Source organism: Streptomyces sp. NPDC001480 (assembly GCF_042894725.1).
Taxonomy (GTDB): domain Bacteria; phylum Actinomycetota; class Actinomycetes; order Streptomycetales; family Streptomycetaceae; genus Streptomyces.
On sequence record NZ_JBIAVX010000017.1, the window covers coordinates 22,335 to 47,715 of the forward strand.

Consider the following 25,381-nt stretch of genomic DNA (forward strand, 5'->3'; position numbering starts at 1 on the left):
GGCCGTGCAGCCTCAACGCCTGGGCCAGGCCGGCCACCGCGGCCGTGGTGAGCACAGTGCGCACGATGTCGGCGGTCGACCAGACCCCCTCGAACCGGTCGACGAGCGAGGGGTCCGAGGCGTTGGCGGGGTCGCCCTGATCAGGTGCCGCTGAGCATGACGGACGTGTCCGGTCCGTCGGCGGTCCCCCAGGTACGCACGCCCAGCGCCGTCGACGGTGCCACATCGCTGGTCGGGGCCCACGACGACCCGCACGGGCGTGTTCCGGTCGTCGGCGAGGGTGTACGGATCGGGGCCGCGCAGCACCGCGAGGTCGCCCGGCTTCAGCAGGACCGGCGTGCCGCCGTCGGGCGTCACCCAGGCACCGCCGCGGACCATGGTGACGAGGGACACCGGGGCGCGGTCCTCGACGCGCAGGGACCACGGTGGCCGGAAGACGGACCTGAGCAGGAACGAGCCGCGTGCCTTCAGGCCTTCAAGGAGACCGGCCAGGACGTCCATGTGCCGGTCGTCCCCGTGCCCGTCGGCTTCGTACCGGTCGCCTTCGTACCGTGTGTCGGTCATGTGATCAGTCAACCAAGACGAATTGGCGACGGCCATAGCCACAACGCTCAGTTCCACAAGCAGGCGTCTACTGGTCCGAGGAGAACCGCACCGCCCCCGCCGGAATGCGCGCGTCGCACCACACCCGCACGCCCTCCCGCAGTTCGTTGTCGGCCCCGACGACCGCGCCGTCGCCGATCACCGCGCCGGTGAGGACGGAGCGCTCGCCGACGCGGGCGCGGGTGCCGATGAGGGAGTCGGTGACGACGGCACCGGGCTCGATGACGGCCCCCGGCAGGATCGTGCTGCCGAAGACCCGGGCCCCCTCGGCGACGAAGGCGCCCTCGCCCACCACCGTGCCGCCCGTCAGCTTGGCGTCGGGCGCGACCGTGGCCGTCGGCAGGACGAGGCGGTCGCCGCAGCGGCCGGGGACGGCGGGGGAAGGGGCCCGGCCCAGGACCAGGTCGGCGGAGCCGCGGACGAAGGCCGCGGGCGTGCCGAGGTCGAGCCAGTACGTCGAGTCCACCATGCCCTGGAGGTGGGCGCCGGCGGCCAGCAGACCGGGGAACGTCTCGCGCTCCACGGAGACCGGGCGGCCCGCCGGGATGGCGTCGATGACCGAGCGGCGGAAGACGTACGCCCCGGCGTTGATCTGGTCGGTGACGATCTCCTCGGGGGTCTGGGGCTTCTCCAGGAAGGCGAGCACGCGGCCGGTGTCGTCGGTGGGGACCAGGCCGTAGGCGCGGGGGTCGGTGACCTTGGTGAGGTGCAGGGACACGTCCGCGGACGTCTCCTCGTGGGTGCGCACCAGCGCCCTGATGTCCAGCCCGGTCAGGATGTCGCCGTTGAAGATCAGCACCGGCTCGTCGGGGCCGGAGTGCAGTCGTGAGGCCACGTTGCGGATGGCTCCGCCCGTGCCGAGGGGCTCCTGCTCGGTGACGTACTCGATGTGGAGGCCGAGCGCGGCGCCGTCGCCGAAGTACGGCTCGAAGACCTCGGCCAGGTAGCTCGTCGCGAGCACGATGTGCTCCACGCCCGCCGCTCTGGCCCGGGCCAGCTGGTGGGTGAGGAACGGGACCCCGGCCGCCGGGACCATGGGCTTGGGGGTGTGCACCGTGAGCGGGCGCAGCCGGGTGCCTTTGCCGCCGACCAGGAGGATCGCTTCTGTCACCTGTCGTCTCTGCTTCCTGCCGGGACCGGCCGAACTGTGTTTCGGCCGGCCAGTGTATGCAGACCGTGCGACAGCGCCCGCCTCCCCCCGACGGCTGTGAACGTGCGCCCCGCCCGTCAGCGCCCCTGGTAGCGGGCCGCGGTGGAACGGGCCGAGCCGAGCTTGGCGTAGAGCCGCTTCCCCGGACAATCGGTGGCGTATCCGTCCCGATGGCCGGAGATCACGTTCAGTCGTACGTTCTTCCCCTTTGGGTAGAGATTGCCACCGCCCGACCTCAGATATGTCTTTCCGCGCGGATTGGCTCCGTAGAGCCCGAGCTTCCACGCGGTGAGCTTGGCGACGGCCTTCACCGCGGCGGAGGACGGTTTGGTCCTGCCGTAGCTGCCGATCACGGCGATGCCCATGCTGGCCGCGTTGAACCCGAGTGTGTGTGCGCCGCGGACCGCCTTGGACACTCCCCCGGCGCGGCCCTCGTAGATGGTTCCGCACTTGTCGATGAGGAAGTTGTATCCGATGTCGCGCCAGCCCATGCTGCGGACGTGGTACCGGTAGATACCGCGGATGACCGACGGTGCCTGTGAGCAGCGGTAGTTGTTGCCGGATGCGGTGTGGTGGACGAACGCCGCCTTGATCTTCTGCGTGTAGACGAACCCCTTCTCGCGCAGCGACTCGTCCGCGCGCCAGCCGCGCCTGGTCACGATGCGCGGGCGCGGCCCGATGTGCGGCTTGCTGCGCTGGGCCTCGGTCAGCTGGTCGCCGCGCAGGGCCAGTAGCTGCATCTCGGTCTCCGCCCTGCCGAGGGCCGGGATCTCGGTGGCGGCGAAGGGCGCGAGGTCGGTGTTGACGGCGGAGGCGGCGGCCTCGGCCTCCTGGAGGGTGCCGGCGCTCGGGACGTCGGCCGGGGGCCCGGCGGGTGGCGGCTCGTCACCGGGGTCGACGAGTTCCAGGCGCAGACCGGAGGGGAGGGGTGCGCGGCCTCCGCCGCCGGGCCTCTCCGCCCCCTTGCCCCCGTCCGTCCCGTCCGTCCCGTCGGTCCCGTCGTCGGCCCGTACGCGTACGTCGACCCCATTCGAATCCCCCACCCACAGCGGTGCGGTGCCGCCGCGCACCCGGCCGGAGGAGCCATCCGCGGTGCCCGGGTCGGCACCGTGGTCGGCGTTGTGCGTCTCGACGTCCTGCCAGCCGGACCATCCGCCGGTGCCGGCGGCCCGGGTGCGGACCTGGACGTGACCGTGCAGTTCGGTGCCGGGGTCGTCCCAGACGACGCCGACGAGCGAGAAGGGCCGTACGTGGTCGCGGTGCAGGCCCTGTTCGGAGACGGCACCGCTGGCGCGGTCCCGGGTGAGGGGCACCAGGGGCAGGGACTGGGTGGCGCCGGGGACCGCGGATGCGACGGCACGCCCCCCGACGGGTCTCGCGGGAGCGGCTGTCGCGGGCACGGTCAGCGGCAGGGCGAGGGCGGCGGCGCAGGTGACACCGACCGAGGAGACGCCGATCGAAGAAGTGAGGAATCCACGCATGCCCATGATCTTGGACATAGTCATATAAATCTGTCCATCGGGGAACTGACGGACCGTCGGCTGGGGTTCCGCCGAACCGGTGGCCCCGCCGCGCGGTGCCGGGTCGGTCCGCCGCGTACGCTTGCGCGGGTGAACGCCACCGATCGCACCCCTGCCGACCTGCTGCGATCCGCGCTCGCCGCGGATCCCGGACGCCCCCTGGTGACCTTCTACGACGACGCCACGGGCGAACGCGTCGAACTGTCCGTGGCCACCTTCGCCAATTGGGTGGCCAAGACCGCCAACCTCCTCCAGGGCGACCTCGCCGCCGGACCCGGCGACCGGGTCGCGCTGCTGCTGCCCGCGCACTGGCAGACGGCCGTGTGGCTGCTGGCCTGCTCGTCGGTGGGCGTGATCGCGGACATGGCCGGCGACCCGGCGGCGGCCGACGTCGTCGTCAGCGGACCGGACTCACTGGACGCCGCGCGGGCGTGCCGCGGCGAGCGGGTCGCGCTCGCGCTGCGGCCGCTCGGCGGACGGTTCCCGCAGCCCCCGGCGGGCTTCGCCGACTACGCCGTGGAAGTCCCGGGCCAGGGCGACCGGTTCGCACCGTTCTCGCCGGTCGATCCCGAGGAGCCGGCGCTGATCGTCGCGGGGGCGGAGCTGACGGGTGCCGAGGTGGTGGAGCGGGCGGTCCGGGAGGCTCCGGCGCTGGACCTCACGGGGCCCGGGTCCCGGCTGCTGTCCGGGCTGCCGTACGACACCTGGGAGGGGCTGAGCGCGGGACTGTACGCGCCGCTGGCCACCGGCGGCTCCGTGGTGCTGTGCCGGCACCTGGAGCGGCTGGACGAGGAGGCTCTGGCCAAGCGGATCGAGAGTGAGCGGGTGACCGCCGCGCGCCACTGAGGGGGCCGCACGGGGTTCACTCGTTCGGAGTAACAAGAAGCTCCCCTGGCCTGCCGCGCGCGTCATGGTCGTAAGAACCAGGACATGACGCCCGTAAGCCATGAGGGGGTGGCCCCGCCGTGACCGACACCGCAGGCACGCCCTCCGGCCCGGCCACGGTTTCCGGCGCCGCCGCCACCGGCGAGGGGCGTGCACGACGGCGCCGGCGGTGGGCGAAGGCGGTGGCCCTGGGGGCCGGGATCCTCGTGATGGCGGCGGCCGGGGGCGGCTGGGCGGTGTACACGAAGCTGAGCGCCAACATCACGCCCGACGAGGCGGCCGCGGCCGAGCTCGCCCGGTACGAGCGGGAGCGGCCCACCGCACTGGTGCGCGACGCGCAGAACATCCTGCTGATCGGGTCGGACACGCGCGCGGGGGACGGCAACGACGAGTACGGACGGGACCTGGGCAGCGAGCGGTCCGACACCACGATCCTGCTGCACCTGGCCGCCGACCGGCGCAGCGCCACCGCCGTGTCCCTGCCCCGCGACCTGATGGTGGACGTGCCGGGCTGCCGGCGGGCGGACGGCGGCCGCAGCGAGCCGACGTTCGCCATGCTCAACTACGCCTTCCAGATAGGCGGTTCGGCCTGCACCATCCGGACCGTGGAGAAGCTGACGGGCATCCGGATCGACCACCACGTCGTCGTCGACTTCAGCGGCTTCAAGGACATGGTCGACGCCGTGGACGGCGTGGAGGTGTGCCTGAAGGAGCCCATCCGCGACAAGGCCGCCAGACTGCGGCTGCCCGCGGGCAAGGTGACCCTCGACGGCGAGCAGGCGCTCGGCTACGTGCGGGCCCGCAAGTCCCTGGGTGACGGCAGCGACACCGACCGGATGGACCGGCAGCAGCGTTTCCTCGGGGCGCTCGTGCACAAGGTGCGCAGCGACGACGTCCTGCTGAACCCGGTCAAGCTCTACCCGGTGCTGGACGCGGCCACTTCCTCACTCACCACCGATCCGGAACTGGCGAGTCTGCGCGGCCTTTACCGACTGGTGCGCGGTTTGAGGGACATCCCTACCAAGGAAGTACGTTTTCTGACTGTTCCCAGGGAGTCGTACGTTTACAACGCCAATCGTGACCAGTTGGTGGAACCCGAAGCCGAGAAACTCTTCGCGCTGTTGCGGGCCGACCGGCCGGTGGAGGTCGCACGGGAAGTCACACCGGATTCTCACAACGACCGCCGCCCCGACGACCGGCGAAGCGCCCCCTCCCCCACCCCCACCTTCCGCGGCAACACCGCCGCCGAGGACACCTGCGAGTAAAACGAGCGCCAAGACCGAACATCTGCTCATGGGAATGGGGTGTATTGCCCTGTTGTAGGGAGGTGGAATTTGTCACGAGCGTCGCCTGACGCTGAACTGGGCGGATAGTGTGAGCGATCCGGTGCACCCGGCCGCGAGGTCCGTCCTGGGGTCGTGCACTGACTGACCGAGACCCGAGCGCCTTGTGGGGGGTAGGCGCCGCGTGGCCCCGACGGAGGATTCGGACAACCGTGGACGCGCAAGGCCGTGGGCGGGCGGACAACATCGATCCCGCAGACCAGTGGGTGCTCAATCCGAACACCGGCGAATACGAACTGCGACTGAGTCATTCCGCAGCGCAGTCGACGGTACCGGGGCCGCGTAGATCCGCGTCCCCCCAGGGCGGTGGAGGCAGAGCCGCGGCGCGCGGCCGGACCGCGGCGCCGGGGCGTGGCGGCCCGGACGGTGGTACCCGGGACACCCTCGTGTCGGAGGTTCCCGGTCCGCGCCGGCGCCGGGGGGCTCCCCCCGAGCCGCCGCCGGGACGCCGCAACCGGCGGCCGGTGAAGAAGAAGTCGAAGGCGAAGAAGATACTGCTGTGGACCGGTGGGTCCATGGCCTTCGTGCTGGTCGCCGTGTCGGCCGCGGGCTACCTCTACATCAAGCACCTGAACGACAACATCACGTCCGTCTCCGACGACGGCGCGAGCACAGGTGGCTTCAGCAAGGACGAGGCGATCAACATCCTGCTGATCGGCACCGACAAGCGCACCGGCAAGGGCAACGAGGGCTACGGTGACGCGGGCAGCGTCGGTCACGCCGACACCAACATCCTGCTGCACGTCTCCAAGGACCGGACGAACGCCACGGCGCTGAGCATTCCGCGCGACCTGATCGTGAACGTCCCCGACTGCCCGACGACCCAGGCCGACGGCTCCAAGAAGGTCATCCCGGGCACGGACAACGTCCGCTTCAACACCAGCCTCGGCCAGGACGGGCGCACCCCGAGCTGCACCATGCGCACGGTCACCGAGCTGACCGGGATCACCCCGGACGACTTCATGGTCGCCGACTTCAACGCGGTCAAGACGCTGACCACGGCGGTCGGCGGTGTCGACGTCTGCCTGGGCAAGGACATCGACGACAAGGACTCGCACCTGAAGCTGTCGAAGGGCACGCACAACATCTCGGGCGAGCAGGCGCTGGCGTTCGTGCGCACCCGGCACTCGGTCGGGTTCGGCGGCGACCTGAGCCGGATCGGGCTCCAGCAGCAGTTCCTCAGCGCGCTGATGCGCAAGCTGAGTTCCAACTCGACGCTCACCAGCCCGACGAAGATGCTGAAGCTGGCCGAGGCCGGCACCAAGGCGCTGACCGTGGACGACAAGCTGGACAGCATCGGCAAGCTGAAGGACCTGGGTCTGGAACTGGGCAAGCTCAACCCGAAGAACCTGACCTTCACCACGGTGCCGGTCGTGGACAACCCGGCCGAGAAGGTCAAGACGACCGTCGTCCTCAACAACTCGACGGCTCCCGCGGTCTTCGACGCGATCAAGAGCGACGTGTCCTTCAGCGACGTGAAGAAGAAGCAGAAGGCGGCCAAGGACGCGCAGGCCGCCCGCCTCAAGGGCACCAAGTCCGCCGCCTCGGAGGTGCGGGTGCGCATCCTCAACGGCGGAGCGCGCTCCGGCAGCGCGCAGGCGGCCCTCAACTGGCTCCAGAACGACGAGGGCGTGACGAAGTCGGAGAACGCGGGCAACGCCCCCGCCGCACTGAGCAGGACCACCCTGGAGTACGCGCCCGACCAGGCGGCCCAGGCCCGCAGGCTGGCCGCCATCCTGGGGCTTTCCGGATCCGCCATGAAGCCAGGGAAGAGCGTGACCAACTCCCAGGGCCTGCCCGCGATGACGCTCACCCTGGGCAAGGACTTCAAGGGTGCGGGCGTCTCCCTCACCACTCCGACGAAGGCGCCGAAGGTCGACAAGTCCACGGCGGACAAGGTGCAGTGCGCCTCGTGAGCCACTGAATTCGGGGGCCGGTCGACCCACGAGGTGACCGAAGGGGCCTGTTCTACGTCTGACAGGGCGTAGGACAGGCCCTTTTCATGGCGCCAGGGTGGGGAGGACGGGGAAGTGACGCAGAACCGCGTGCAGGGGGAGAAGCGGACACCGAACAGCAGTGAGGGCGGCGGCAGCCGCCACGGCAGACAGCGGTCCCGGCGCGGGCACCGCGTTCTGAGATGGTCCGCGACGACGCTGACGCTCCTGATACTCGGCACGGCCTGCGCCGGATATCTGTACTACGAGCATCTCAACGGCAATATCCAGAAGGGTGAGCGCAGCAGCGGCGACTCCAAGGCCAGGAAGACCGCGCCGAACGCCGACGGGCAGACGCCGCTCAACATCCTGCTCATCGGCTCCGACAGCCGTAACACCGCGGAGGATCTGAAGCTCGGCGGGCACCGGGAGAGCGTCGGCAGCCCCCCGCTGGCCGACGTGCAGATGCTCATCCACCTGTCGGCGGACCGCAAGAGCGCCGCCATGGTGAGCATCCCGCGCGACACACGCGTCGACATCCCCAGGTGCAAGGACCCCAAGACCCATCACGAGTATCCGGCGACCAACGACATCATCAACACCACCCTGGCCCGGGGCGGAGCCGGCTGCACGCTGGCCACCTGGGAGAACCTCACCGGGGTCTACATCGACCACTGGATGATGATCGACTTCGCGGGCGTGGTGAGGATGGCGGACGCCATCGGGGGCGTCGAGGTCTGTGTGAAGCAGAACGTCTGGGACCACTCGACGCCGGCCCAGCGCGGCGGCTCCGGGCTGAGGATGAAGGCCGGGACGCACAAGATCTACCACGAGCAGGCCCTCCAGTGGCTGCGCACGCGGCACGCCTGGGGCAGCGACCTGATGCGGAGCCGCGCCCAGCACATGTACCTGAACTCGATGATCCGCACACTGAAGCAGCAGAACGTGTTCACCGACAGCGGCCGGCTGATGGACCTGGCCGAGGCGGCCACGAAGTCCCTGAAGGTCTCCGAGGAGATCGGCACGGTGAAGAAGCTGTACGACCTGGGCACGGAGCTGAAGTCGGTGCCGACGAATCGCATCACGTCGATGACGATGCCTCACGTCGAGGACCCGCGGAACAGCGAGCACGTCCTGCCGGACACGGCCAACGCCGACAAGATGTGGCAGATGCTCCGCGAAGACGTGCCCTTCGACGACAAGGGCAGGGCCGCGGCCGCGAAGCGGACCACGGGCGACGAGCAGGCCACCAAGGACCCCTCCACCTCGGACGACAGGATCGGTGTCACGGTGCGGAACGCCACCCGGTCCGCGACCCTCGGCCCCGTCGGCGGCCGCGCCGGCGCGATCACCCAGGAACTCGTGCGGAAGGGCTTCACGAAGGCCGCCATGGACGGCACGGCCGGGCTGTCGGAGAACAGGACCGTCGTGCGCTACCCGAGCGCCGGTCTGGAGGGCGACGCACAGCGTGTCGCGCGGTCGCTCGGCATTCCGCTGTCCTCGGTGAGGAAGTCGGCCGACGTCTCCGGCATCACGGTGGTCGTCGGCGCCGACTGGCGGACCGGCACGTCCTATCCGAAGCAGTCCAAGCCGAAGTCCGGGGAGCTGCCCGGCAATTCCGACGCCATCAACGCCTCGGAAAGCGGTAAGTGCATGGACGTGTACGCGCCGTATCGCTTCTAGAACAAGGGGCTCGCACTTCCCGCCGGGACCGCACAGCGAACTCCTAACTGGCTACAGAATGATGTGGCGCGCTCAAGTCCGAAGGGGACGGGCGAATTCGGGCGCGCGGTCCGCTGCGGACAACGTGGGTGCCCTTTGCGGGGTAACCCATTGGGCCTCTCGTGCGTCTGACTAGGGGCAAGGGCGTGCCCGGTGAGGGCGCAGGGTGGGAGGGGCAGGGAGTTGACGCGGAGCAGCATGAGCGGGGAGGTTCCCGCGGTCGGGGACACGATGTCCCTCACACCGCAGGGAGGCGAGGCGCCGGCCGGGCACGGCCGGCGCGGCGGCGGGAGACGCCGTGGCGGCGGGGGCGGTGCGGGCGGCGGCAAGAGCGGTACGGGGGAGAACGCGCCGCACCGCAGACGGCGTGCCCTGCGCTGGTCGGCGACGGTGCTGGCGGTGGTGATACTCGGCACGGCCGGCGCCGGATACCTCTACTACGAGCACCTCAACGCCAACATCAAGAAAGACCCCCTGAACATCGGCGACGCCAAGGACAGGGCGGCCGAGTCCAAGGCGAACGCGGCCGGGCAGACGCCGCTGAACATCCTGCTGATCGGCTCGGACGGGCGGAACAACAAGAAGGACCAGGAACTCGGCGGCGCGAAGGACACCTTCAACACCGCGCCCCGCGCCGACGTCCAGATGCTGCTGCACGTCTCGGCGGACCGCAGCAACATGTCGGTGGTCAGCATGCCGCGCGACACGCTCGTGAAGATCCCCAAGTGCACGGACCCCAAGAGCGGCAAGGTCTACGACGAGCTCACGATGCACATCACCAACGACTCGCTGGGCCGCGGCGGCCCCGGCTGCACGGTGGCGACGTGGGAGAAGCTCACCGACATCCACATCGACCACTTCATGATGATCGACTTCTCCGGTGTGGTGTCGATGGCCGACGCCATCGGCGGCGTACCGGTGTGCGTGGACGCCAACGTGTACTCCAAGGACAGCAACGGCCACGGCTCGGGCCTGAAGCTGAAGAGGGGCACCACGTACGTCAAGGGCGTCCAGGCCCTCCAGTGGCTGCGCACGCGGTACGGCTTCGAGGACAACACCGACATCGCCCGCGCCAAGGCCCAGCACCAGTACATGAACGCGATGGTCCGCCAGCTGCGCGAGAACGCCACGCTCAGCAACCCCGGCAAGCTGAAGGACCTCGCCGAGACGGCCACCACGGCGCTCACGGTCGACAACGGGCTCGGCACGGTCAAGAAGCTGTACGACCTGAGCAAGGAGCTCAAGAAGGTCCCCACCAAGCGCATCACCATGACGACGATGCCGTGGCAGTACGAGTCGCCCACCAGTGGCCGGGTGGTGCCCAAGCCGGGTGACGCGGAGAAGCTTTTCCGGCTGGTCCGCGACGACATCGCCCTGGACGGCAAGGGCAAGGAGAAGGCCGCCGCGCCGAAGACGAGCTCGGACCCGGCCGCGGCCGACGACAAGATCGCCGTACAGGTGCAGAACGGCACCGGGTCCGACACCGAGGCCGCGGTCTCCGGGCGGGCGAACACGATCGCCCAGCTCCTCGCCGGCGAGGGCTTCACGCAGGCGGTGTCGGACCGCTCGGCGGCCCCGAGCGAGGCCACGACGGTGATCCGCTATCCCAGCGCGGACCTGGAGGGGGACGCCCAGCGGGTGGCCAAGGCGCTCGGCATCCCGACGTCCGCGGTGAAGAAGTCGACGGACGTCTCCGGGGTCACCCTGGTCGTCGGCGCCGACTGGCGCACGGGCACCAAGTACACCGCGCCCAAGGAGGACGACTCGACGCCGGACTCGGCGCAGGTGATCAACGGCGCGGACAAGAAGCAGTGCATGCACGTCAACCCGAGCTACACCTGGTAGCCCGGGCCGGCGGGCGCCTCGCGCGCGGACTCAGTCGGTGGCGAGCACCGCGGGACGGCGCGAGGCGATGACCTTCTTCGCGAGGGAACGGGGGCTGGTCAGGAAGCCCCAGCCCCAGGACATGTGCATGGTGGCCAGGGCCACGGGGATCTGAAGCCGCGCCTTGAGGGGCAGGCCCTTGCCGGCGGGCACCGACCCGGCGGCGATCGCCGCGAGGTAGCCGCCGGGGATCACGAAGCCCCAGGGGGTCAGGGCCGCGCCCACCACGATCCCCGCCGCCATCGCGCACACCGCCGTCGGCGGGGCGAGGTAGCGCAGGTTGATGGAGCCCTCGTGGTAGCGGGCGACGACGTGCCGCCAACGGCCGTAGTCCTTGTACTGCTTGGCGAGCGCCTTCACGCTGGGCCGCGGCCGGTACGACACCTTCAGCTCCGGCGAGAACCAGATCAGCCCGCCCGCCTCGCGGATACGGAAGTTCAGCTCCCAGTCCTGGGCGCGGATGAACTCCTCGTTGTAACCGCCCTGCCGCTCCAGCGCCTCGCGCCGGAAGACACCGAGGTAGACGGTCTCGGCCGGGGCCGCCTCGCCGCCGGTGTGGAAGGCGGCGTTGCCGACGCCGATCTTCGAGGTCATCGCGGCGGCGACCGCGTGCTCCCAGTCGTTCTCACCCTCGGCGTGCATGATGCCGCCGACGTTCTGCGCGCCGGTCTCCTCCAGCAGCCGTACGGCCGTGGCGATGTAGTTCGGCGAGAGCATGCCGTGCCCGTCGACGCGGACCACGATCGGATGGCGGGAAGCCTTGATCGCGGCGTTGAGCGCGGCGGGGGTACGGCCGGTCGGGTTCGGGACGGTGTGCACACGAGGGTCTTCGGCGACCAGCTCGGCGGCGATCTCGTCCGTACGGTCCGCGGACGGGCCGAGGGCGATCACCACCTCCATCTCGCCGGCGTACTCCTGCGCGAGGATCGCTTTGACGGCCCCGCGCAGATGCCGCTCCTCGTTGAGGACGGGCATGATCACAGAAACGGCGGGGAGCCGCACGTCGGGGTTGGCGTTCATAGGGGGCTCACGTTACCGCGAACGGGGGAACACCCGTGCGCGCCGCCGGGTCGCTGCCGCGGGCCGCAGATCGTATGGGCCTACGGTGCTCACGTTCCCCCGTACGGCCCCGGGACGCAGCGGTCTGTCCTGACAGGCCCTGGGACCCGGGGGGCCCGAAGCCCCAGCGGAGGTGTCCCCATGCCCGTCACGCCGCCGAGCTCTCCGGCACGGCCCCAGCAGCACCCGCGACCGCCCCGGCAGCCGCAGCGGGTGCCGCGGCCCCCCGCCGGACGGAAACGGCCGCGGTGGGCCATGCGGGCGGTGACCACGCTGTCGGTGGTGGTGCTCGCCTCCGCCGGGATCGGGCACGCGGTGGTCAGCAGCCTGGACGCGGGCATCGCGCGGGTGGACGCCTTCAAGGACATGAAGAACCGCCCGCGGGCCGGTCACGGCACGAACATCCTGCTGGTCGGCACCGACGGCCGGGACAAGATCGGCGAGCGGGAGCGGCGGAAGTACCGGCTGGGCGGTGCGCCCTGCCACTGCACCGACACGATCATGATCGTGCACATCTCGGACGACCGGGAGCGGGCGAGCGTGGTCAGCCTGCCGCGCGACTCCTACGCCGAGGCGCCCGCGCACGTCGACGAGGCCACCGGGCAGCGACACGGGCCGCATCCCCTCAAGCTCAACGCGGCGTACGCGGAGGGCGGCCCGCAGCTGACCGTCCGCACGGTCGAGAACATGACCCACGTCAAGATCGACCACTACCTGGAGGTCGACTTCACCAGCTTCATGAAGACCGTCGACGTGCTGGGCGGCGTCCAGGTCTGCACCCCGCTGCCGCTGAAGGACAGCTACACCGGCCTCGACCTCCCGGCCGGCACCCACACCCTGGCCGGCGGGCAGGCCCTCCAGTACGTCCGCGCCCGGCACGTCGACGGGGCCAGTGACCTGGGCCGGATGCGGCGCCAGCAGCGCTTCCTGGCGTCGCTGGTCGAGCGGGCGACCTCGTCGGGGGTGCTGCTGAACCCGATGCGGTTCCGGGACGTGACCCGGGCGGTACTGGGCTCGGTGCGGGCGGACGAGGGCTTCGGCACGGACGAGCTGCTGGAGCTGGGCCGGGCGATGCGGAACTTCTCCCCCTCCTCGTCGGAGTTCACGACCGTCCCCATCGGGCAGTTGTCCTATCCCGTGAAGGGCATCGGCTCGACGCTGAAGTGGGACGGGCCCAAGGCGGAGCAGCTGTTCCAGGCCCTGCGCGACGACAAGCCGCTGGCGCCCGCGCGCCGACCGCAGGGCGAGACGGTGGTCCCGGTGGAGGTGGCCCCGCAGCAGATCCGCGTCCAGGTGCTGAACGGCACCGGCACGGTGGGCCTCGGCCGGCGGGTGGACACGGCCCTGGCGTCGACCGGCTTCGCCACCACGCACCTGCCGCTCGACGCCCCCGACCACAACGTGGGCCGCACGGTCGTCCTCTACGACCCCCGCTGGGACCGCTCCGCCAGGTCCCTGGCCGCCGCCCTCCCCGGCAGCGAGCTACGGCCCGCGAACGGGCAGGGCCCGATGCTGAAGGTGATCGCCGGGTCCGACTTCAAGGGCGTACGCAAGGTGAGGGGTGAGTCGGCGAACGGCCAGGCGGAGGCGACGGTGGTACGCGGCGACGAGGCGCGGTGCTGACGTCGGCACGCGTCTGACGATTCCCCGGACCCGCGAGGGCGGGGAATGTCACACGAGGCCTAGTCCTCGTAGCCCTCCGCGGCGCGCCTCTCGCGGAGTTCCCGGATCTCACGGCGGCGGGCGAGGCGGTGGGTGCGGCGGATCTCGGCCTCCTGGTAGCGGCGCTTGTCGCGTTCGGTCTCCGGGAGGACCGGTGGGACCCGGCGGGGCCTGCCGTCGGCGTCGACGGCGGCGAAGACCAGGTAGGCGGAGCCGACCTGGGTGGCCGGGGTGGACTCGTTCCAGCGCTCGGCCAGGACCCGGACGCCTATCTCCATCGAGGACCGGCCGGTCCAGTTGACCTGGGCCTTCACATGGACCAGGTCGCCCACGCGGACCGGCTCGAGGAAGACCATCTCGTCCATGGACGCGGTGACGGCGGGGCCCCCGCTGTGCCGGCCGGCCACCGCACCGGCGGCGTCGTCGACGAGCTTCATGATCACACCACCGTGCACCGTGCCGAGCAGGTTCGTGTCGTTGTGGGTCATGATGTGGCTGAGCGTGGTCCGGGACGCGGACGTGGGCTTGCCGGGGATGTCCGGCGTGCCCGACTCCACTGGGGTGGCCTGGTCTGTCATGGCCCCCACCTTATGCCGGGGTGACATTCGCGGAATTTGTGTCGGGTTCGCAACAGCGGCGCCCTGATTTTCCGACAAGCCTTGTAAGTCACCTGGTCGGGCCCGGCACACTGGGGCGCATGAATGACTGGCCCGAGGGATGGTCCGACGAGAACCGCGGCCCGCGCTACGGACGCGGGAGTGCCGGCGCGCAGCCTGAGGGCGCCCGTGTGATGCGGCAGGTACGGCGTGGCCCGGCGGCCCCGCCCGGCCAGGGCGGGTACGGCGCGCCCGGCCAGGCGGCGCCGCCGTACGGCGCCGCGGTCCCGCAGCAGCCGTCGTACGTCGACGGACAGGGACACGACGGTTACGGCGAGTACGACAGCGGCTACAACACGGGCCAGGTCTACGGATCGCCCGGCGGCGGCCCCGGCGGCCCGGCGGGCGCGCCCACCCGCGGCCCGCGTCCCGCGCCGAACTGGCGGCGCCGCATCAAGTGGACCGCGATCACGCTGGCCACCGTGCTGATCGTCACGTCGGTGGCGACCTACTTCTGGGCCGACTCCAAGCTCCACCGCGACGTCGACCTGTCGAAGGTCATCGACCGGCCGGAGGCGGGCAAGGGCACCAACTACCTGATCGTCGGCTCCGACAGCCGCAAGGGCATGACGGCCGAGGACAAGAAGAAGCTGCACACCGGATCCGCCCAGGGCCAGCGCACCGACTCGATGATGATCCTGCACGTCGGCGACAACGGCGACACCCTGGTCTCGCTGCCGCGTGACTCGAACGTCATGATTCCGAAGTTCCAGGGTTCGGAGTCCGGCAAGATCAAGGGTCCGCTCGGTACGAACAAGCTGAACGCGGCGTACGCGTACGACGGCCCGACGCTGCTCGTCCGCACCATCGAGTACAACACCGGCCTGCACATCGACCACTACGTGGAGATCGGCTTCGCCGGTTTCGCGAAGATCGTGGACGCGGTCGGCGGTGTCGAGATCGACATCGACAAGGGCTTCAAGGACAAGTACTCGGGCGCCGACTTCAAGGCCGGCAAGCAGACGCTGAACGGTGAGCAGGCCCTGGCCTTCGTCCGCACACGGCACGCGTTCGCCGCGTCCGACCTCCAGCGCACCAAGAACCAGCAGAAGTTCCTGTCGGCGCTCGCCCACCAGGTGGCCACCCCGTCGACGGTGCTGAACCCGTTCAAGTTCTACCCGACCATGGGCGCCGGTCTGGACTCCCTCACCGTCGACAAGGACATGAGCCTGTGGGACCTGGCGTCGATGTTCTGGGCCATGAAGGGCGTCAGCGGGGGTGACGGCACGTCCATGAACATGCCGATCTCCGGTTCTTCGGGCGGCAACCTCGTCTGGGACAAGGCGAAGGTCAAGACGCTGGTGGACGAGCTGAACAACGACGAGCGGGTGACGGTGAGCGGAAACTGAGGCGCCGTGCCGCCGTCCCGACCTCCCCTTGGAGAAGTCTTTACGACGCCTACATGAGCATGTCATGATCCGCTTCACTCGTCCGGCACGGATCAACGGGGGAACACATGCGTCCGCTCGATATCTCTTCCCGCGCTCTCTGCAGACTGACGGCGGTTTCCCTGGCCGCCATGGGTCTGTCGGTCATCGGAGCGCACTCGGCTTCGGCTGCCTACTGCAGCGAGGACTCCAGCGTGGCGTACAGCGCGTACGGGAACTCTTCGGCCTGGTTCAAGAACGACGGCGACAAGGTGTTCGTGCACGACGCGGTGGCCGACGGCCACTCGGCCGTCGCCGTCGTCTCGGTGGAGTACCCGAACGGCGGCGGCGGGCTCTACGACATCGTGTGGGACCGGCAGGGCGCCGGCACCACGATCTCCGTGGCCTACGGCACGAAAATGCCGGAGTGCACCACCGTCCACATCGATGCCTGCGTCGGCACGTACTCGACCGGCAAGTACTGGGACTGCATCGAGGCGCGGCCCGGTATCGCGTAGCGACGACACAGCACGGCGGAGGGCACTCACACAGCGTGAGTGCCCTCCGCCGTCGGCTCAGGTCCGGTTCACATCCTGACGCCCGCCATCGCCCGGCACATCTCCGCGCAGCGGCGACACGCCTCCGCGCAGCGCATCATCTGCTGGTCGTCCGGCATGGACATACACGCCTCGGCGCACATGTCACAGGCCTTGGCGCACATCGCGCACATCTCCTGGGACATGGGCGAGCGCCGCATCATCATGTCGGCGCACATGCGGGTCATCTCGGAGCAGTCCATGAGCGCGCGCATGATCTGCATCTGGGCCTGGCCGCCCATGTGCATGCAGGAGCTCATGGCCTGCTCGCACATGGTGTGCGCCGCCATGCAGGCCTCGACGCACTCCTGCATCTCCTTGCTCATCGCTCCCATGGCGGGCTGGGTTCCAGGTGCGGTCATGGTTCCTCCTCGGAGGCAGGGGTGCCCAGGAAGTGGGCTCCGTGTGCTTCCGTCCTACGCCCGACCCGCGGGTACTGCCATTCCTGCTACGGCTTTCTGCCGACCCCGCCGAAGTGGGTGACCGCGACGGGCTCCGGGCCTTCCTCGGGGCGCCAGCGGGAGCAGGAGACGATGCCCGGTTCGAGGACCTCCACCCGGTCGAACAGGCGGACCAGGTCGGCGCCGCTGCGCAGGGTCATGGGGGCCGAGCCCTGGCTGTTCCAGTACTCCACCGCCTGGGTCATCGCCTCGCCGTCCACCTCGGTGGTGGGGTGGGAGATCACCAGGTGGCTGCCGGAGGGTACGGCGTCCAGGAGCCGGTGGACGATGGAGACCGCCTCGTCCGTGTCCATGACGAAGTTCAGGATGCCCAGCATGGTGATCGCGACCGGCCGGTCGAAGTCCAGCGTCCGGGCCGCCTCCCGCAGGATCTTCTCCGGGTCGTGCACGTCCGCCTCGATGTAGTCGGTGACCCCCTCCGGCGTGCTGGTCAGCAGCGCGTGGGCGTGGGTCAGGACGAGGGGGTCGTTGTCGACGTACACGATCCGGGCCGCCGGGTCGACCCGCTGGGCGACCTCGTGGGTGTTGTCGGCGGTCGGCAGGCCGGTGCCGATGTCCAGGAACTGCCGGATCCCCGCCTGACCGGCCAAGTACCGCACCGCCCGGGCGAGGAAGGCCCGGTCGGCCACGGCCGAACGGGGCAGTGCCGGCACGAAGCCGAGGATCTGCTCCCCGACCTCCTCGTCCACCGGGTAGTGGTCCTTGCCGCCCAGCCAGTAGTTCCAGATGCGGGCCGAGTGGGACACGTCGGTCCGCAGCCGGGTCATGCGCGCGACGCCTTCGTCACCGGCGGCGGGTGTGTGGGACATAGCCTCGTCTCTCCTTCGGACCGTCATCTCTCGCGATGAACACCAGACCGAACTCCAAACTAGCCGGTGGTAGTTGGGCGGGTGAGCACCACGCCGAGCACAGTGGACTCGGCGACGTAGCCGAAGTGGCGGGAATCCTGGGTGCGAGCGGCGTCACCACGCACGACCAGGGAACCGGCCGGCACGGTCCCGCCGTCCGGGGCGCCGACGGCATGGCGTACATCGGGCGGCACCGGATCGCCGGGCAGGGCGCAGACCCGTTTGACCAGCCAGGGCAGAGGTTCGTCACCCTCGGCCGACGGCAAGGGGTTGCGGAAGACCACCGCGTCGCCGCGCCGCACGCGAGTGGTGCGGCGGACGAGCAGCCGGTCGCCGTCCGCGAACGCCGGGGCCATGCTCGACCCGGTGACCCTGATGAGGGCGATGCGTGAACGCAGTACGCGGACGGAGAGCAGCAGCGCGCCCGCGCCCACGGCCAGTCCCACCGTCGCCCGCCCCGCACCCGTCATCCGAACGCCTTCCGTTCCGGACGGCTCATGGGGCCGCCTCCGTGGTCATGGCCCGATCGCCGCGCTCGGCGTAACCCGCCGCCTGCAGGGCGAACAGCCGGGCGTAGTGCCCGCCGTCGAGGGCCATCAGCTCGTCGTGGGAGCCGAGTTCGGCGATCCTGCCGTCCACCAGCACGGCAATGGTGTCCGCCTCGCGCAGGGCGCCGAGCCGGTGCGAGACCAGCAGCGCGGTTCGTCCCCGGCGGTGCAGACCGAGCGTGCGGTGCACCTCGTGCTCGGCCTCCGGGTCCAGGCCCGAGCTGGGTTCGTCCAGGATCAGCAGATCGGCCTCGCCGCGCATCAACGAGCGGGCCAGCGCGACCCGTTGCCACTGACCGCCGGAGAGGGTGACCCCGGGGGCGCCGTCCTCCTCGTTGAGGTGGGTCCGGCTGAGCTGGGTCTCGTACCCGTCGGGCAGGTTCCGCAGGGTCTCGTCGATGCCGACGAGCGTCGCGCTGTCGCGGATCCGCCCCAGGTCCTCCCGGTGGGCCAGATCACCGATGCCGATGTTCTCGGCCGCCGAGAGGTCGTACGTCATGTAGTCCTGGAACGTGACGCCGATCCGGCGGCGCAGGTCGGCCACGTCCATGGTCCGGATGTCGGTGCCGTCCCAGAGGATCGAACCGCGCTCGGGGTCGTAGAACCGGCAGAGCAGCTTGATGAGGGTGCTCTTGCCGGCGCCGTTGCGGCCCACCAGACCCATGGCGCTGCCGGCCGGAATGGTGAGGTCCACCCCGCGCAGCACCCAGGGGCCCGACGGGTCGTAGCGGAACCAGACGTCGCGCAGTTCTATGCGTCCGGTGAGTTCCGGTGCGGGCGTCGTGCCCCGGGACAGGTCGTCGGGGGTGTCGAGCAGGTCGAGATAGTGGCCGAAGAGCCGTACGCCTTCCGCGGCCGCTCCGGCCTGCAACACGATGCCGGTGAACGCGCCCTGTACCCCCGCGGCGGCGGCGATGAACAGCGTCACGTCGCCGACCGTGAACCTGCCGCGGGCCGCGCCCGCGACCACGACGACCGTGCCGAGTCCGGCCACCAGGGCGTTGAGAGCGGTAAAGCCCGACTGCACCAGGGTTCCGCGCCTGGTCACCGCGAGCTCGGCCTCGGTGGCGTCGCTCAGCGCGCGGACCAGCCGGCCGTGCAGGAAGCCGCCGAGGCCGAACAGCCGTATCTCCTTGGCGGCTCGGGGATCGATCAGCAGCGAGCGGTAGAACAGATGCCGGCGCAGCCTGGCCGAGGTCAGCTCCCAGACCACCACCTGACGGCGGGCCAGCGAGAGCCTGGCCAGCAGCGCGGCGGCACCGACGAGGAACAGCAGGCCCACCATCGGGGGCCAGACAGCGAGGAGGGCGCCGGCGAAGCCGCTGACGGCGGCCACCGATCGCACGGCCTCCTGGGTGAACATGGTGACGTTGTGCGGTGCGTCCTCCGAGGCCCGCTGGGCGAGCCGCAGTCGGTCGTGGAACGCGGGATCCTCGAACCGCCGCAGTCCGTGGAACTCGTCCACCTTGGCGAACAGGGTGCGTTCGACTTCGACGACCAGACGTCTGCGCACCAACTCGTCCAGATAGGCGGTTAGTTGGAGGAGAACAGCGGAGAGCGCGCCCAGCGCGGCAGTGGCGATGCCGAGGCTCACGGCATGCCGCGTGTCGGCCTGCGCGCCGCGCCCGAGTTCGTCGAAGAGCAGCTTGGCGAGCCAGGCGGTGACAGCCGGTGTCACTCCGACTCCCACGGTCACCGCGAACAGCGAGGAGGCGCCGACGGGCGTGGCACGGAACTGGAGGGCCACGGCCGCCCATGCGGCGCGGGCCCGCAGCCGGTTCCCCGAAGGCGAGACCGCCTCCGGGGAACCGGCCGCTGGGTCGGGGTGCGTCATCAGCAGGTTTCGACGCGCTTGGTGCACACGCCGTTACACGAATACCGGTACTGGTGCCCACTCCTGCAATAGCAGAGCTGTCCCACCTCGGGGACGCAGGCACCCGCGCGCTGCTCGCCGAGCGCCAGCTGTAGCAGCCGGTCACCCATCGCGCCGATCATTCGCTTCATGACTACCTCCTGGTCAGGACGTGAGCAGGGGATGGGCGTGACTCAGCAGCTGCCGTCCCGGACACAGGGGCCGGCGCAGCTGAAGACGTACCGGTGGTGGTTCTGGCACTTGCAGAAGCTGCCGTGCTCGGGGACGCAGGCGCCGGCCCGGTCCTCCTTCAGCAGCATGCCCAGCAGCTTGTCGCCCATCGTGCCGATCAGACGCGTCATCGCGAACCTCCGTTGTGGGAGCGAAAGACCGGACCATGGGTGAGGCCCGGCAGGGGCAGAAGTTACGTGGCGACACCAACTGGGCGCAAGGGCAATGAAGTTGAGGCATCGGCTCCAGTTGCTGGATGGAAAGCTGAGTCGGAAAATGACCACTGTTGCTCTTGTTGACTCGGGGGTACATTTCTCAGGCCCAGTCGTCTCATGGGGGATGAGAGCTGCCCGTGGCATACGCCCTGCTTGCCGTCCGACTCCTCGTCGGCATCGTGTTCGCCGCATCCGCGACCGGAAAGCTGCGAGGCGCCGCGTCCTTCCGGGACTTCCAGGACTCAGCCCGGGCCATGGGCGTACCGGCCCGTCTGAGCCGCCTCGTGGCGGTGGCCGTGGTCGTCGCGGAGTGCGGCGCGGTGGTGCTGCTCGCCCTGAGCCCCGGCGGCGCGCCCGGCTTCGTCCTGACCCTGCTGCTGCTCGCCGCGTTCACCGTCGGGATCATCCGTACGCTCCGCAGCGGGACCAAGACGTCCTGCGCGTGCTTCGGCGCCTCGACCGCGCCGATCGGCCGCCGCCACGTGGTCCGGAACGCCGCGCTGTTCACTCTCGCGGCGTTCGGCCTGGCCGCCGGACTCTCGGGGGCACCAGCGCCGACCCAGGCTGCGGGAGTGCTGATCGCGGCGTTCGGCGCACTGGTGGGCGCCCTGCTCGTGATCTTCACGGACGAGCTGGGCACCCTGTTCGGCGACAGCGCCCCGCACACCACGGGACGGGTCCGCAGATCCGCCCCGTAGGCGACACCCGTCCCGACGTCCCGGACGGCTGCTGTCCCTGGATCACCGGGCGGCCACAGCGCGCCCGCATCCCGAGTCCGACGGGCGGACACCCCGCCCCACGATGACACGAGACCCCGGAGTCACCCATGCCCTTTCTGGTCACCGCCGTCGTCCTCATCGCCCTGCTCTGTCTGCTGAACCTGCTGCTCACCTTCGGCGTCATACGCAAACTCCGCGCCCAGGGCGAGGAGAAGGCCGACAAGGCGGTGGACGGACTGATCATCCCGGCCGGTTCCGCCGCCCCCGCCTTCTCCGCGGTCACCACCGCCGGCGAGCGGATCACCCGCGAAAGCCTCGGGGAGACCATGCTCGGCTTCTTCTCACCCGACTGCCGGGCCTGCAAGGAGCGGCTGCCGCTCTTCGTGGAGCAGGCCCGCGCCGTCACCCGTGGGTCCGGCCGCAGCGTCCTCGCCGTCGTGCACGGCACCGAGGAGGAGGCCCGCGAGCAGGTGGCGGCCCTGGCCGATGTCGCACACGTCGTGGTCGAGCCGGGCGACGGCCCGCTCGGCGAGGCCTTCGACATCACCGGCTACCCGGTCTTCGGCCTGATCACCGCCGACGGCACCCTCGGCGCCACCACCTTCGATCCCGCCCGCCTGCCGGCGCCCTCGAAGGCCGCGGTCTGACACCGGGCCCCGCCCCTTGGCGGTGGTACACCGACAAGGGGCGGACCGGCCGTGCGCACCGCGCACAGACGCCGCGTCCGCCCCTGTAGGACCGACCGGTTCAGAACCGGGTCAGGGAAGGTTCCTTGCCATCACGATCCGCTGGACCTGGTTCGTGCCCTCGTATATCTGCGTGATCTTCGCGTCGCGCATCATCCGCTCCACCGGGTAGTCACGGGTGTAGCCGTAACCGCCCAGCAGCTGGACCGCGTCCGTGGTGACCTCCATCGCGACGTCGGAGGCGAAGCACTTCGCCGCGGCGCCCTGGAAGGTGAGGTCGCTGTCGCCGCGTTCGGAGGCGGCCGCGGCCTGGTAGGTGAGGGCGCGGGCGGCGGCGATCTTCATGGCCATGTCGGCGAGCATGAACTGGATGCCCTGGAAGTCGGCGATCGGCTTGCCGAACTGCTTGCGCTCCTGGACGTAGCCCTTGGCGTAGTCGAGGGCGCCCTGGGCGACACCGAGCGCCTGGGCGGCGATGGTGATGCGGGTGTGGTCCAGGGTCTTCATGGCGGTGGCGAAGCCGGTACCCTCCTCGCCGATCATGCGGTCGGCGGGGATGCGTACGTTGTCGAAGTAGACCTCGCGGGTCGGGGAGCCCTTGATGCCGAGCTTCTTCTCCGGGGCGCCGAAGGAGACGCCCTCGTCGGACTTCTCGACGACGAAGGCCGAGATGCCCTTCGAGCGCTTCGTGGGGTCGGTCACGGCCATCACCGTGTAGTACTCCGACACGCCCGCGTTGGTGATCCAGCGCTTCACGCCGTCGAGGACCCAGTGGTCGCCGTCGCGGACCGCCTTGGTCTTCATGCCGGCCGCGTCGGAGCCCGCCTCCGGCTCGGAGAGGCAGTACGAGAACATCCCGTCGCCCTTGGCCAGCGGCGAGAGGTACCTCTTCTTCAGGTCCTCGGAGCCGGAGAGGATCACGGGGAGGGAGCCCAGCTTGTTCACGGCCGGGATCAGGGAGGAGGACACGCAGGCCCGCGCCACCTCCTCGATCACGATCACCGTGGCGAGGGCGTCGGCGCCCGAGCCGCCGTACTCCTCGGGGACGTGCACGGCGTGCAGGTCGTTCGCCACGAGGGCGTCGAGCGCCTCCTGCGGGAAGCGGGCCTCCTCGTCCACCGCCGCGGCGTACGGCGCGATCTTCGCCTCGACCAGCGAGCGGACGGCGTCACGGAGCATGTCGTGCTCCTCGGACGGGCGGTACAGGTCGAAGTCAGCCGATCCGGCCAAGGTGTCTCACGCTCCAACGCTAATTACCGTTAAGTAACACAAAGTTTAGGGGTCCACCAGCGGCCCGCATACGTGAGCTTGGCGACAGCAGGGAAGTTGCCCACTCAAGCGCCCACCGAAGCCACGGGGCATGCCTTGGCTATGCTCGGGCCCGCACCTGACGCGTACCCCCTGGAGCACCCATGAGCCTCAAGATCACCGTGATCGGCACCGGCTATCTCGGCGCCACGCACGCCGCGGCCATGGCCGAGCTCGGTTTCGAGGTGCTGGGCCTGGACGTCGTACCGGAGAAGATCGCCAAGCTGGAGCGCGGCGAGACCCCGATGTTCGAGCCGGGGCTCGAGGAGTTGCTGAGGAAGCATGTCGCGGGAATCGAGGGTTCCTCGGGCCGGCTGCGGTTCACCCAGGACTGGGCGGAGGTCGGCGCGTTCGGCGACGTCCACTTCCTGTGCGTGAACACCCCGCAGCGGCACGGGGAGTACGCGGCCGACATGTCGTACGTGGACGCGGCCCTCGCCTCCCTCGCCCCGCACCTGACCGGTCCCGCGCTCGTCGTCGGCAAGTCCACCGTGCCCGTCGGCTCCGCCGACCGCCTCGCCGCCTACCTGGCCGAGCACTCGCCGGCCGGCGCCGACGCGGAGCTGGCCTGGAACCCGGAGTTCCTGCGGGAGGGCTTCGCCGTCGAGGACACGCTGCGCCCCGACCGGATCGTGGTCGGTGTGCGCAGCGAGCGGGCGGAGAAGCTGCTGCGCGAGGTGTACTCCACCCCCGTCGCCCAGGGCACGCCGTTCGTCGTCACCGACTTCCCGACGGCGGAGCTGGTGAAGACCGCCGCGAACTCCTTCCTGGCGACCAAGATCTCCTTCATCAACGCCATGGCCGAGGTGTGCGAGGCCGCGGGCGGTGACGTCGCCAGGCTGGCGGAGGCCATCGGGTACGACGACCGGATCGGGAAGAAGTTCCTGCGCGCCGGCATCGGCTTCGGCGGCGGCTGCCTCCCGAAGGACATCAGGGCCTTCATGGCGCGCGCCGGTGAGCTGGGCGTCGACCAGGCACTGACCTTCCTGCGCGAGATCGACTCCATCAACATGCGCCGCCGCGGCCAGATGGTCGAGCTGACCCGCGAGATCCTCGGCGGCGGCTCGTTCCTGGGCCGCCGGGTCGCGGTGCTCGGCGCGACCTTCAAGCCCGACTCGGACGACGTCCGGGACTCCCCCGCGTTGAACGTGGCGGGCCAGATCCACCTCCAGGGCGGCCAGGTCACCGTGTACGACCCGAAGGGCATGGACAACGCCCGCCGGGTCTTCCCGACGCTCGGCTACGCCGACTCCGCGCTGGAGGCGGTCCGGGGCGCCGACGTCGTCCTGCACCTCACCGAGTGGCGGGAGTTCCGGGAGCTGGACCCGGCCGCGCTGGGCGAGGCCGCGACGGCCCGGGTCATCCTCGACGGCCGCAACACCCTCGACCCGGAGCTGTGGCGGCGGGCCGGCTGGACCTACCGCGCGATGGGGCGCCCCACCGCCTGACGGACCACGGGTGACGCCGGTTCGGCCGAGGCTCAGTCGGCCGAACCGGCGTCTTCACGCATTCTGCACCACCAACCTGTGTCCCGACCGCCGAACTACTTCGCCCGGTACCGCCGCATCTTCGCGCGCGCCCCGCACACCTGCATCGAGCACCAGCGGCCGCGTCCGGCGGGGCTGCGGTCGTAGTACGCCCAGAGGCAGGTGTCGGCCTCGCAGGCCTTCAGGCGCAGCCAGGTGCCGGCGACGAGGGCCTCGGCCACGGCGACGGCGATACGGGAGTGCAGCGGGCGTGCGTCGGCGGGGGTGAGGGCCGCCGCGCCGTCCGCCGGGTCTACGGTCACGCGCAGGGGGGCCGAGGCGAGCAGGTCGTCCAGGGGGGTGACCCGGGTGTGCGGGGGGTGGCCGGCGTGGGCGAGGAGCGCCGCGCGCAGTGACTCGCGCAGCTCGCGGGCCCCGGGGACGTCGTCCTCGGCGAGTCCGAAGCGGGCACGGCCGTCCGCGGTGTCGAGCGTGTCGGCGCCGGACTCGATGTCCAGGGTGTTGACCAGGGACTCGACCAGAGCCAGGCCGCCCGGCGCGGCCGATCTCTCACTCACGCTTGCGAGGTTACCCCCAATGCGGGAGCATGCAGTAACCGTTACCGGTTGAACCCATCCGGGGGTAACGCAGAGGTGTCAACAGGAG

24 protein-coding genes are annotated in these 25,381 nt (G+C 70.4%); 11 read left to right on the forward strand and 13 right to left on the reverse strand.

Annotated elements, in window-relative coordinates; translation table 11 throughout:
• Window positions 1-12 precede the first annotated feature (12 nt).
• The 3 genes from ACFY01_RS34935 to ACFY01_RS34945 all read right to left on the reverse strand — a co-directional run bounded on the left by ACFY01_RS34935 (window position 13) and on the right by ACFY01_RS34945 (window position 3,252).
• On the reverse strand, window positions 13-564 hold the full coding sequence (locus ACFY01_RS34935) for a cupin domain-containing protein (RefSeq protein ID WP_390739769.1): 552 nt from the start codon (window positions 562-564) through the stop codon (window positions 13-15).
• A gap of 67 nt (window positions 565-631) precedes the next feature.
• A complete protein-coding gene (locus tag ACFY01_RS34940) occupies window positions 632-1,714 on the reverse strand; it encodes a sugar phosphate nucleotidyltransferase (protein ID WP_390739770.1) in 1,083 nt (360 codons plus the stop codon).
• A 116-nt stretch (window positions 1,715-1,830) separates the two neighbouring features.
• The gene (locus ACFY01_RS34945) at window positions 1,831-3,252 is read right to left on the reverse strand and encodes a peptidoglycan recognition protein (protein ID WP_390739951.1); all 1,422 of its coding nucleotides are present in this window, start codon (window positions 3,250-3,252) and stop codon (window positions 1,831-1,833) included.
• Window positions 3,253-3,363: 111 nt separating this feature from the next.
• On the opposite strand from ACFY01_RS34945, the gene ACFY01_RS34950 reads away from it, so the two are divergent.
• The 5 genes from ACFY01_RS34950 (at window position 3,364) to ACFY01_RS34970 (ending at window position 11,002) form a co-directional block, all read left to right on the forward strand.
• Window positions 3,364-4,119 (forward strand): TIGR03089 family protein, encoded by a 756-nt coding sequence (locus ACFY01_RS34950; RefSeq protein ID WP_390739771.1) that lies wholly within the window; start codon window positions 3,364-3,366, stop codon window positions 4,117-4,119.
• 119 nt (window positions 4,120-4,238) lie between these two features.
• Complete coding sequence (locus ACFY01_RS34955; RefSeq protein WP_390739772.1) at window positions 4,239-5,423, forward strand: LCP family protein; 1,185 nt, start codon at window positions 4,239-4,241, stop codon at window positions 5,421-5,423.
• A 230-nt stretch (window positions 5,424-5,653) separates the two neighbouring features.
• Window positions 5,654-7,417 (forward strand): LCP family protein, encoded by a 1,764-nt coding sequence (locus ACFY01_RS34960; protein WP_390739773.1) that lies wholly within the window; start codon window positions 5,654-5,656, stop codon window positions 7,415-7,417.
• A gap of 114 nt (window positions 7,418-7,531) precedes the next feature.
• Window positions 7,532-9,118, forward strand: coding sequence for an LCP family protein (locus tag ACFY01_RS34965; RefSeq protein WP_390739774.1), 1,587 nt, complete (start codon window positions 7,532-7,534; stop codon window positions 9,116-9,118).
• A 237-nt stretch (window positions 9,119-9,355) separates the two neighbouring features.
• Entirely contained in the window at window positions 9,356-11,002 is a 1,647-nt protein-coding gene (locus tag ACFY01_RS34970; protein WP_390739775.1) for an LCP family protein, read from the forward strand.
• Between the two features lie 30 nt (window positions 11,003-11,032).
• Here the strand turns inward: ACFY01_RS34970 and ACFY01_RS34975 are convergent, their stop codons facing one another.
• Window positions 11,033-12,061 (reverse strand): glycosyltransferase family 2 protein, encoded by a 1,029-nt coding sequence (locus ACFY01_RS34975; RefSeq protein WP_390739776.1) that lies wholly within the window; start codon window positions 12,059-12,061, stop codon window positions 11,033-11,035.
• Between the two features lie 294 nt (window positions 12,062-12,355).
• Between ACFY01_RS34975 and ACFY01_RS34980 the strand changes: the two genes are divergently transcribed.
• Entirely contained in the window at window positions 12,356-13,723 is a 1,368-nt protein-coding gene (locus ACFY01_RS34980; protein ID WP_390739777.1) for an LCP family protein, read from the forward strand.
• Between the two features lie 59 nt (window positions 13,724-13,782).
• Here ACFY01_RS34980 and ACFY01_RS34985 read toward each other — a convergent pair whose 3' ends face one another.
• Window positions 13,783-14,340 (reverse strand): acyl-CoA thioesterase, encoded by a 558-nt coding sequence (locus ACFY01_RS34985; protein WP_390739778.1) that lies wholly within the window; start codon window positions 14,338-14,340, stop codon window positions 13,783-13,785.
• Between the two features lie 119 nt (window positions 14,341-14,459).
• Between ACFY01_RS34985 and ACFY01_RS34990 the strand changes: the two genes are divergently transcribed.
• Both ACFY01_RS34990 and ACFY01_RS34995 read left to right on the forward strand, forming a co-directional pair.
• On the forward strand, window positions 14,460-15,767 hold the full coding sequence (locus ACFY01_RS34990) for an LCP family protein (protein ID WP_390739779.1): 1,308 nt from the start codon (window positions 14,460-14,462) through the stop codon (window positions 15,765-15,767).
• Window positions 15,768-15,937: 170 nt separating this feature from the next.
• Entirely contained in the window at window positions 15,938-16,303 is a 366-nt protein-coding gene (locus ACFY01_RS34995) for a hypothetical protein (protein WP_390739780.1), read from the forward strand.
• A gap of 68 nt (window positions 16,304-16,371) precedes the next feature.
• Here ACFY01_RS34995 and ACFY01_RS35000 read toward each other — a convergent pair whose 3' ends face one another.
• From ACFY01_RS35000 to ACFY01_RS35025, 6 genes are all read right to left on the reverse strand, one after another.
• The gene (locus ACFY01_RS35000; protein WP_390739781.1) at window positions 16,372-16,743 is read right to left on the reverse strand and encodes a four-helix bundle copper-binding protein; all 372 of its coding nucleotides are present in this window, start codon (window positions 16,741-16,743) and stop codon (window positions 16,372-16,374) included.
• A gap of 86 nt (window positions 16,744-16,829) precedes the next feature.
• On the reverse strand, window positions 16,830-17,609 hold the full coding sequence (locus ACFY01_RS35005) for an SAM-dependent methyltransferase (protein ID WP_390739952.1): 780 nt from the start codon (window positions 17,607-17,609) through the stop codon (window positions 16,830-16,832).
• A 101-nt stretch (window positions 17,610-17,710) separates the two neighbouring features.
• Window positions 17,711-18,160, reverse strand: a complete 450-nt coding sequence (locus ACFY01_RS35010) for a S26 family signal peptidase (protein ID WP_390739782.1) — start codon at window positions 18,158-18,160, stop codon at window positions 17,711-17,713.
• Window positions 18,161-18,185: 25 nt separating this feature from the next.
• The gene (locus tag ACFY01_RS35015) at window positions 18,186-20,072 is read right to left on the reverse strand and encodes an ABC transporter ATP-binding protein (RefSeq protein ID WP_390739783.1); all 1,887 of its coding nucleotides are present in this window, start codon (window positions 20,070-20,072) and stop codon (window positions 18,186-18,188) included.
• Complete coding sequence (locus ACFY01_RS35020) at window positions 20,072-20,242, reverse strand: hypothetical protein (protein WP_390739784.1); 171 nt, start codon at window positions 20,240-20,242, stop codon at window positions 20,072-20,074. The genes ACFY01_RS35015 and ACFY01_RS35020 overlap by 1 nt, the downstream gene beginning before the upstream one ends.
• A 42-nt stretch (window positions 20,243-20,284) precedes the next feature.
• Window positions 20,285-20,452, reverse strand: coding sequence for a hypothetical protein (locus ACFY01_RS35025; protein ID WP_390739785.1), 168 nt, complete (start codon window positions 20,450-20,452; stop codon window positions 20,285-20,287).
• Between the two features lie 221 nt (window positions 20,453-20,673).
• Between ACFY01_RS35025 and ACFY01_RS35030 the strand changes: the two genes are divergently transcribed.
• Window positions 20,674-21,234 (forward strand): MauE/DoxX family redox-associated membrane protein, encoded by a 561-nt coding sequence (locus ACFY01_RS35030; protein WP_390739786.1) that lies wholly within the window; start codon window positions 20,674-20,676, stop codon window positions 21,232-21,234.
• Between the two features lie 128 nt (window positions 21,235-21,362).
• Complete coding sequence (locus ACFY01_RS35035; RefSeq protein WP_390739787.1) at window positions 21,363-21,902, forward strand: TlpA family protein disulfide reductase; 540 nt, start codon at window positions 21,363-21,365, stop codon at window positions 21,900-21,902.
• Window positions 21,903-22,013: 111 nt separating this feature from the next.
• Here ACFY01_RS35035 and ACFY01_RS35040 read toward each other — a convergent pair whose 3' ends face one another.
• On the reverse strand, window positions 22,014-23,171 hold the full coding sequence (locus ACFY01_RS35040; protein WP_390739788.1) for an acyl-CoA dehydrogenase: 1,158 nt from the start codon (window positions 23,169-23,171) through the stop codon (window positions 22,014-22,016).
• A 182-nt stretch (window positions 23,172-23,353) separates the two neighbouring features.
• Here ACFY01_RS35040 and ACFY01_RS35045 point away from each other — a divergent pair, with 182 nt between their 5' ends.
• The gene (locus ACFY01_RS35045) at window positions 23,354-24,697 is read left to right on the forward strand and encodes a UDP-glucose dehydrogenase family protein (RefSeq protein WP_390739789.1); all 1,344 of its coding nucleotides are present in this window, start codon (window positions 23,354-23,356) and stop codon (window positions 24,695-24,697) included.
• A 95-nt stretch (window positions 24,698-24,792) separates the two neighbouring features.
• On the opposite strand, the gene ACFY01_RS35050 is transcribed toward ACFY01_RS35045, so the two are convergent.
• Window positions 24,793-25,293, reverse strand: coding sequence for a CGNR zinc finger domain-containing protein (locus tag ACFY01_RS35050; protein WP_390739790.1), 501 nt, complete (start codon window positions 25,291-25,293; stop codon window positions 24,793-24,795).
• Window positions 25,294-25,381 lie beyond the last annotated feature (88 nt).

What these genes read in the sequence shown, in the direction of transcription:
- ACFY01_RS35025 (WP_390739785.1), bottom strand. Translation starts at nt 20,452, where the DNA reads ATGACGCGTCTGATCGGCACGATGGGCGACAAGCTGCTGGGCATGCTG.
- ACFY01_RS34970 (WP_390739775.1), top strand. Translation starts at nt 9,356, where the DNA reads ATGAGCGGGGAGGTTCCCGCGGTCGGGGACACGATGTCCCTCACACCG.
- ACFY01_RS35020 (WP_390739784.1), bottom strand. Translation starts at nt 20,242, where the DNA reads ATGAAGCGAATGATCGGCGCGATGGGTGACCGGCTGCTACAGCTGGCG.
- ACFY01_RS35045 (WP_390739789.1), top strand. Translation starts at nt 23,354, where the DNA reads ATGAGCCTCAAGATCACCGTGATCGGCACCGGCTATCTCGGCGCCACG.
- ACFY01_RS35005 (WP_390739952.1), bottom strand. Translation starts at nt 17,609, where the DNA reads ATGACCCGGCTGCGGACCGACGTGTCCCACTCGGCCCGCATCTGGAAC.
- ACFY01_RS35015 (WP_390739783.1), bottom strand. Translation starts at nt 20,072, where the DNA reads ATGACGCACCCCGACCCAGCGGCCGGTTCCCCGGAGGCGGTCTCGCCT.
- ACFY01_RS34945 (WP_390739951.1), bottom strand. Translation starts at nt 3,252, where the DNA reads ATGTCCAAGATCATGGGCATGCGTGGATTCCTCACTTCTTCGATCGGC.
- ACFY01_RS35035 (WP_390739787.1), top strand. Translation starts at nt 21,363, where the DNA reads ATGCCCTTTCTGGTCACCGCCGTCGTCCTCATCGCCCTGCTCTGTCTG.
- ACFY01_RS34975 (WP_390739776.1), bottom strand. Translation starts at nt 12,061, where the DNA reads ATGAACGCCAACCCCGACGTGCGGCTCCCCGCCGTTTCTGTGATCATG.
- ACFY01_RS34995 (WP_390739780.1), top strand. Translation starts at nt 15,938, where the DNA reads ATGGGTCTGTCGGTCATCGGAGCGCACTCGGCTTCGGCTGCCTACTGC.
- ACFY01_RS35010 (WP_390739782.1), bottom strand. Translation starts at nt 18,160, where the DNA reads ATGACGGGTGCGGGGCGGGCGACGGTGGGACTGGCCGTGGGCGCGGGC.
- ACFY01_RS34980 (WP_390739777.1), top strand. Translation starts at nt 12,356, where the DNA reads ATGCGGGCGGTGACCACGCTGTCGGTGGTGGTGCTCGCCTCCGCCGGG.
- ACFY01_RS34935 (WP_390739769.1), bottom strand. Translation starts at nt 564, where the DNA reads ATGACCGACACACGGTACGAAGGCGACCGGTACGAAGCCGACGGGCAC.
- ACFY01_RS34985 (WP_390739778.1), bottom strand. Translation starts at nt 14,340, where the DNA reads ATGACAGACCAGGCCACCCCAGTGGAGTCGGGCACGCCGGACATCCCC.
- ACFY01_RS34990 (WP_390739779.1), top strand. Translation starts at nt 14,460, where the DNA reads ATGAATGACTGGCCCGAGGGATGGTCCGACGAGAACCGCGGCCCGCGC.
- ACFY01_RS35000 (WP_390739781.1), bottom strand. Translation starts at nt 16,743, where the DNA reads ATGACCGCACCTGGAACCCAGCCCGCCATGGGAGCGATGAGCAAGGAG.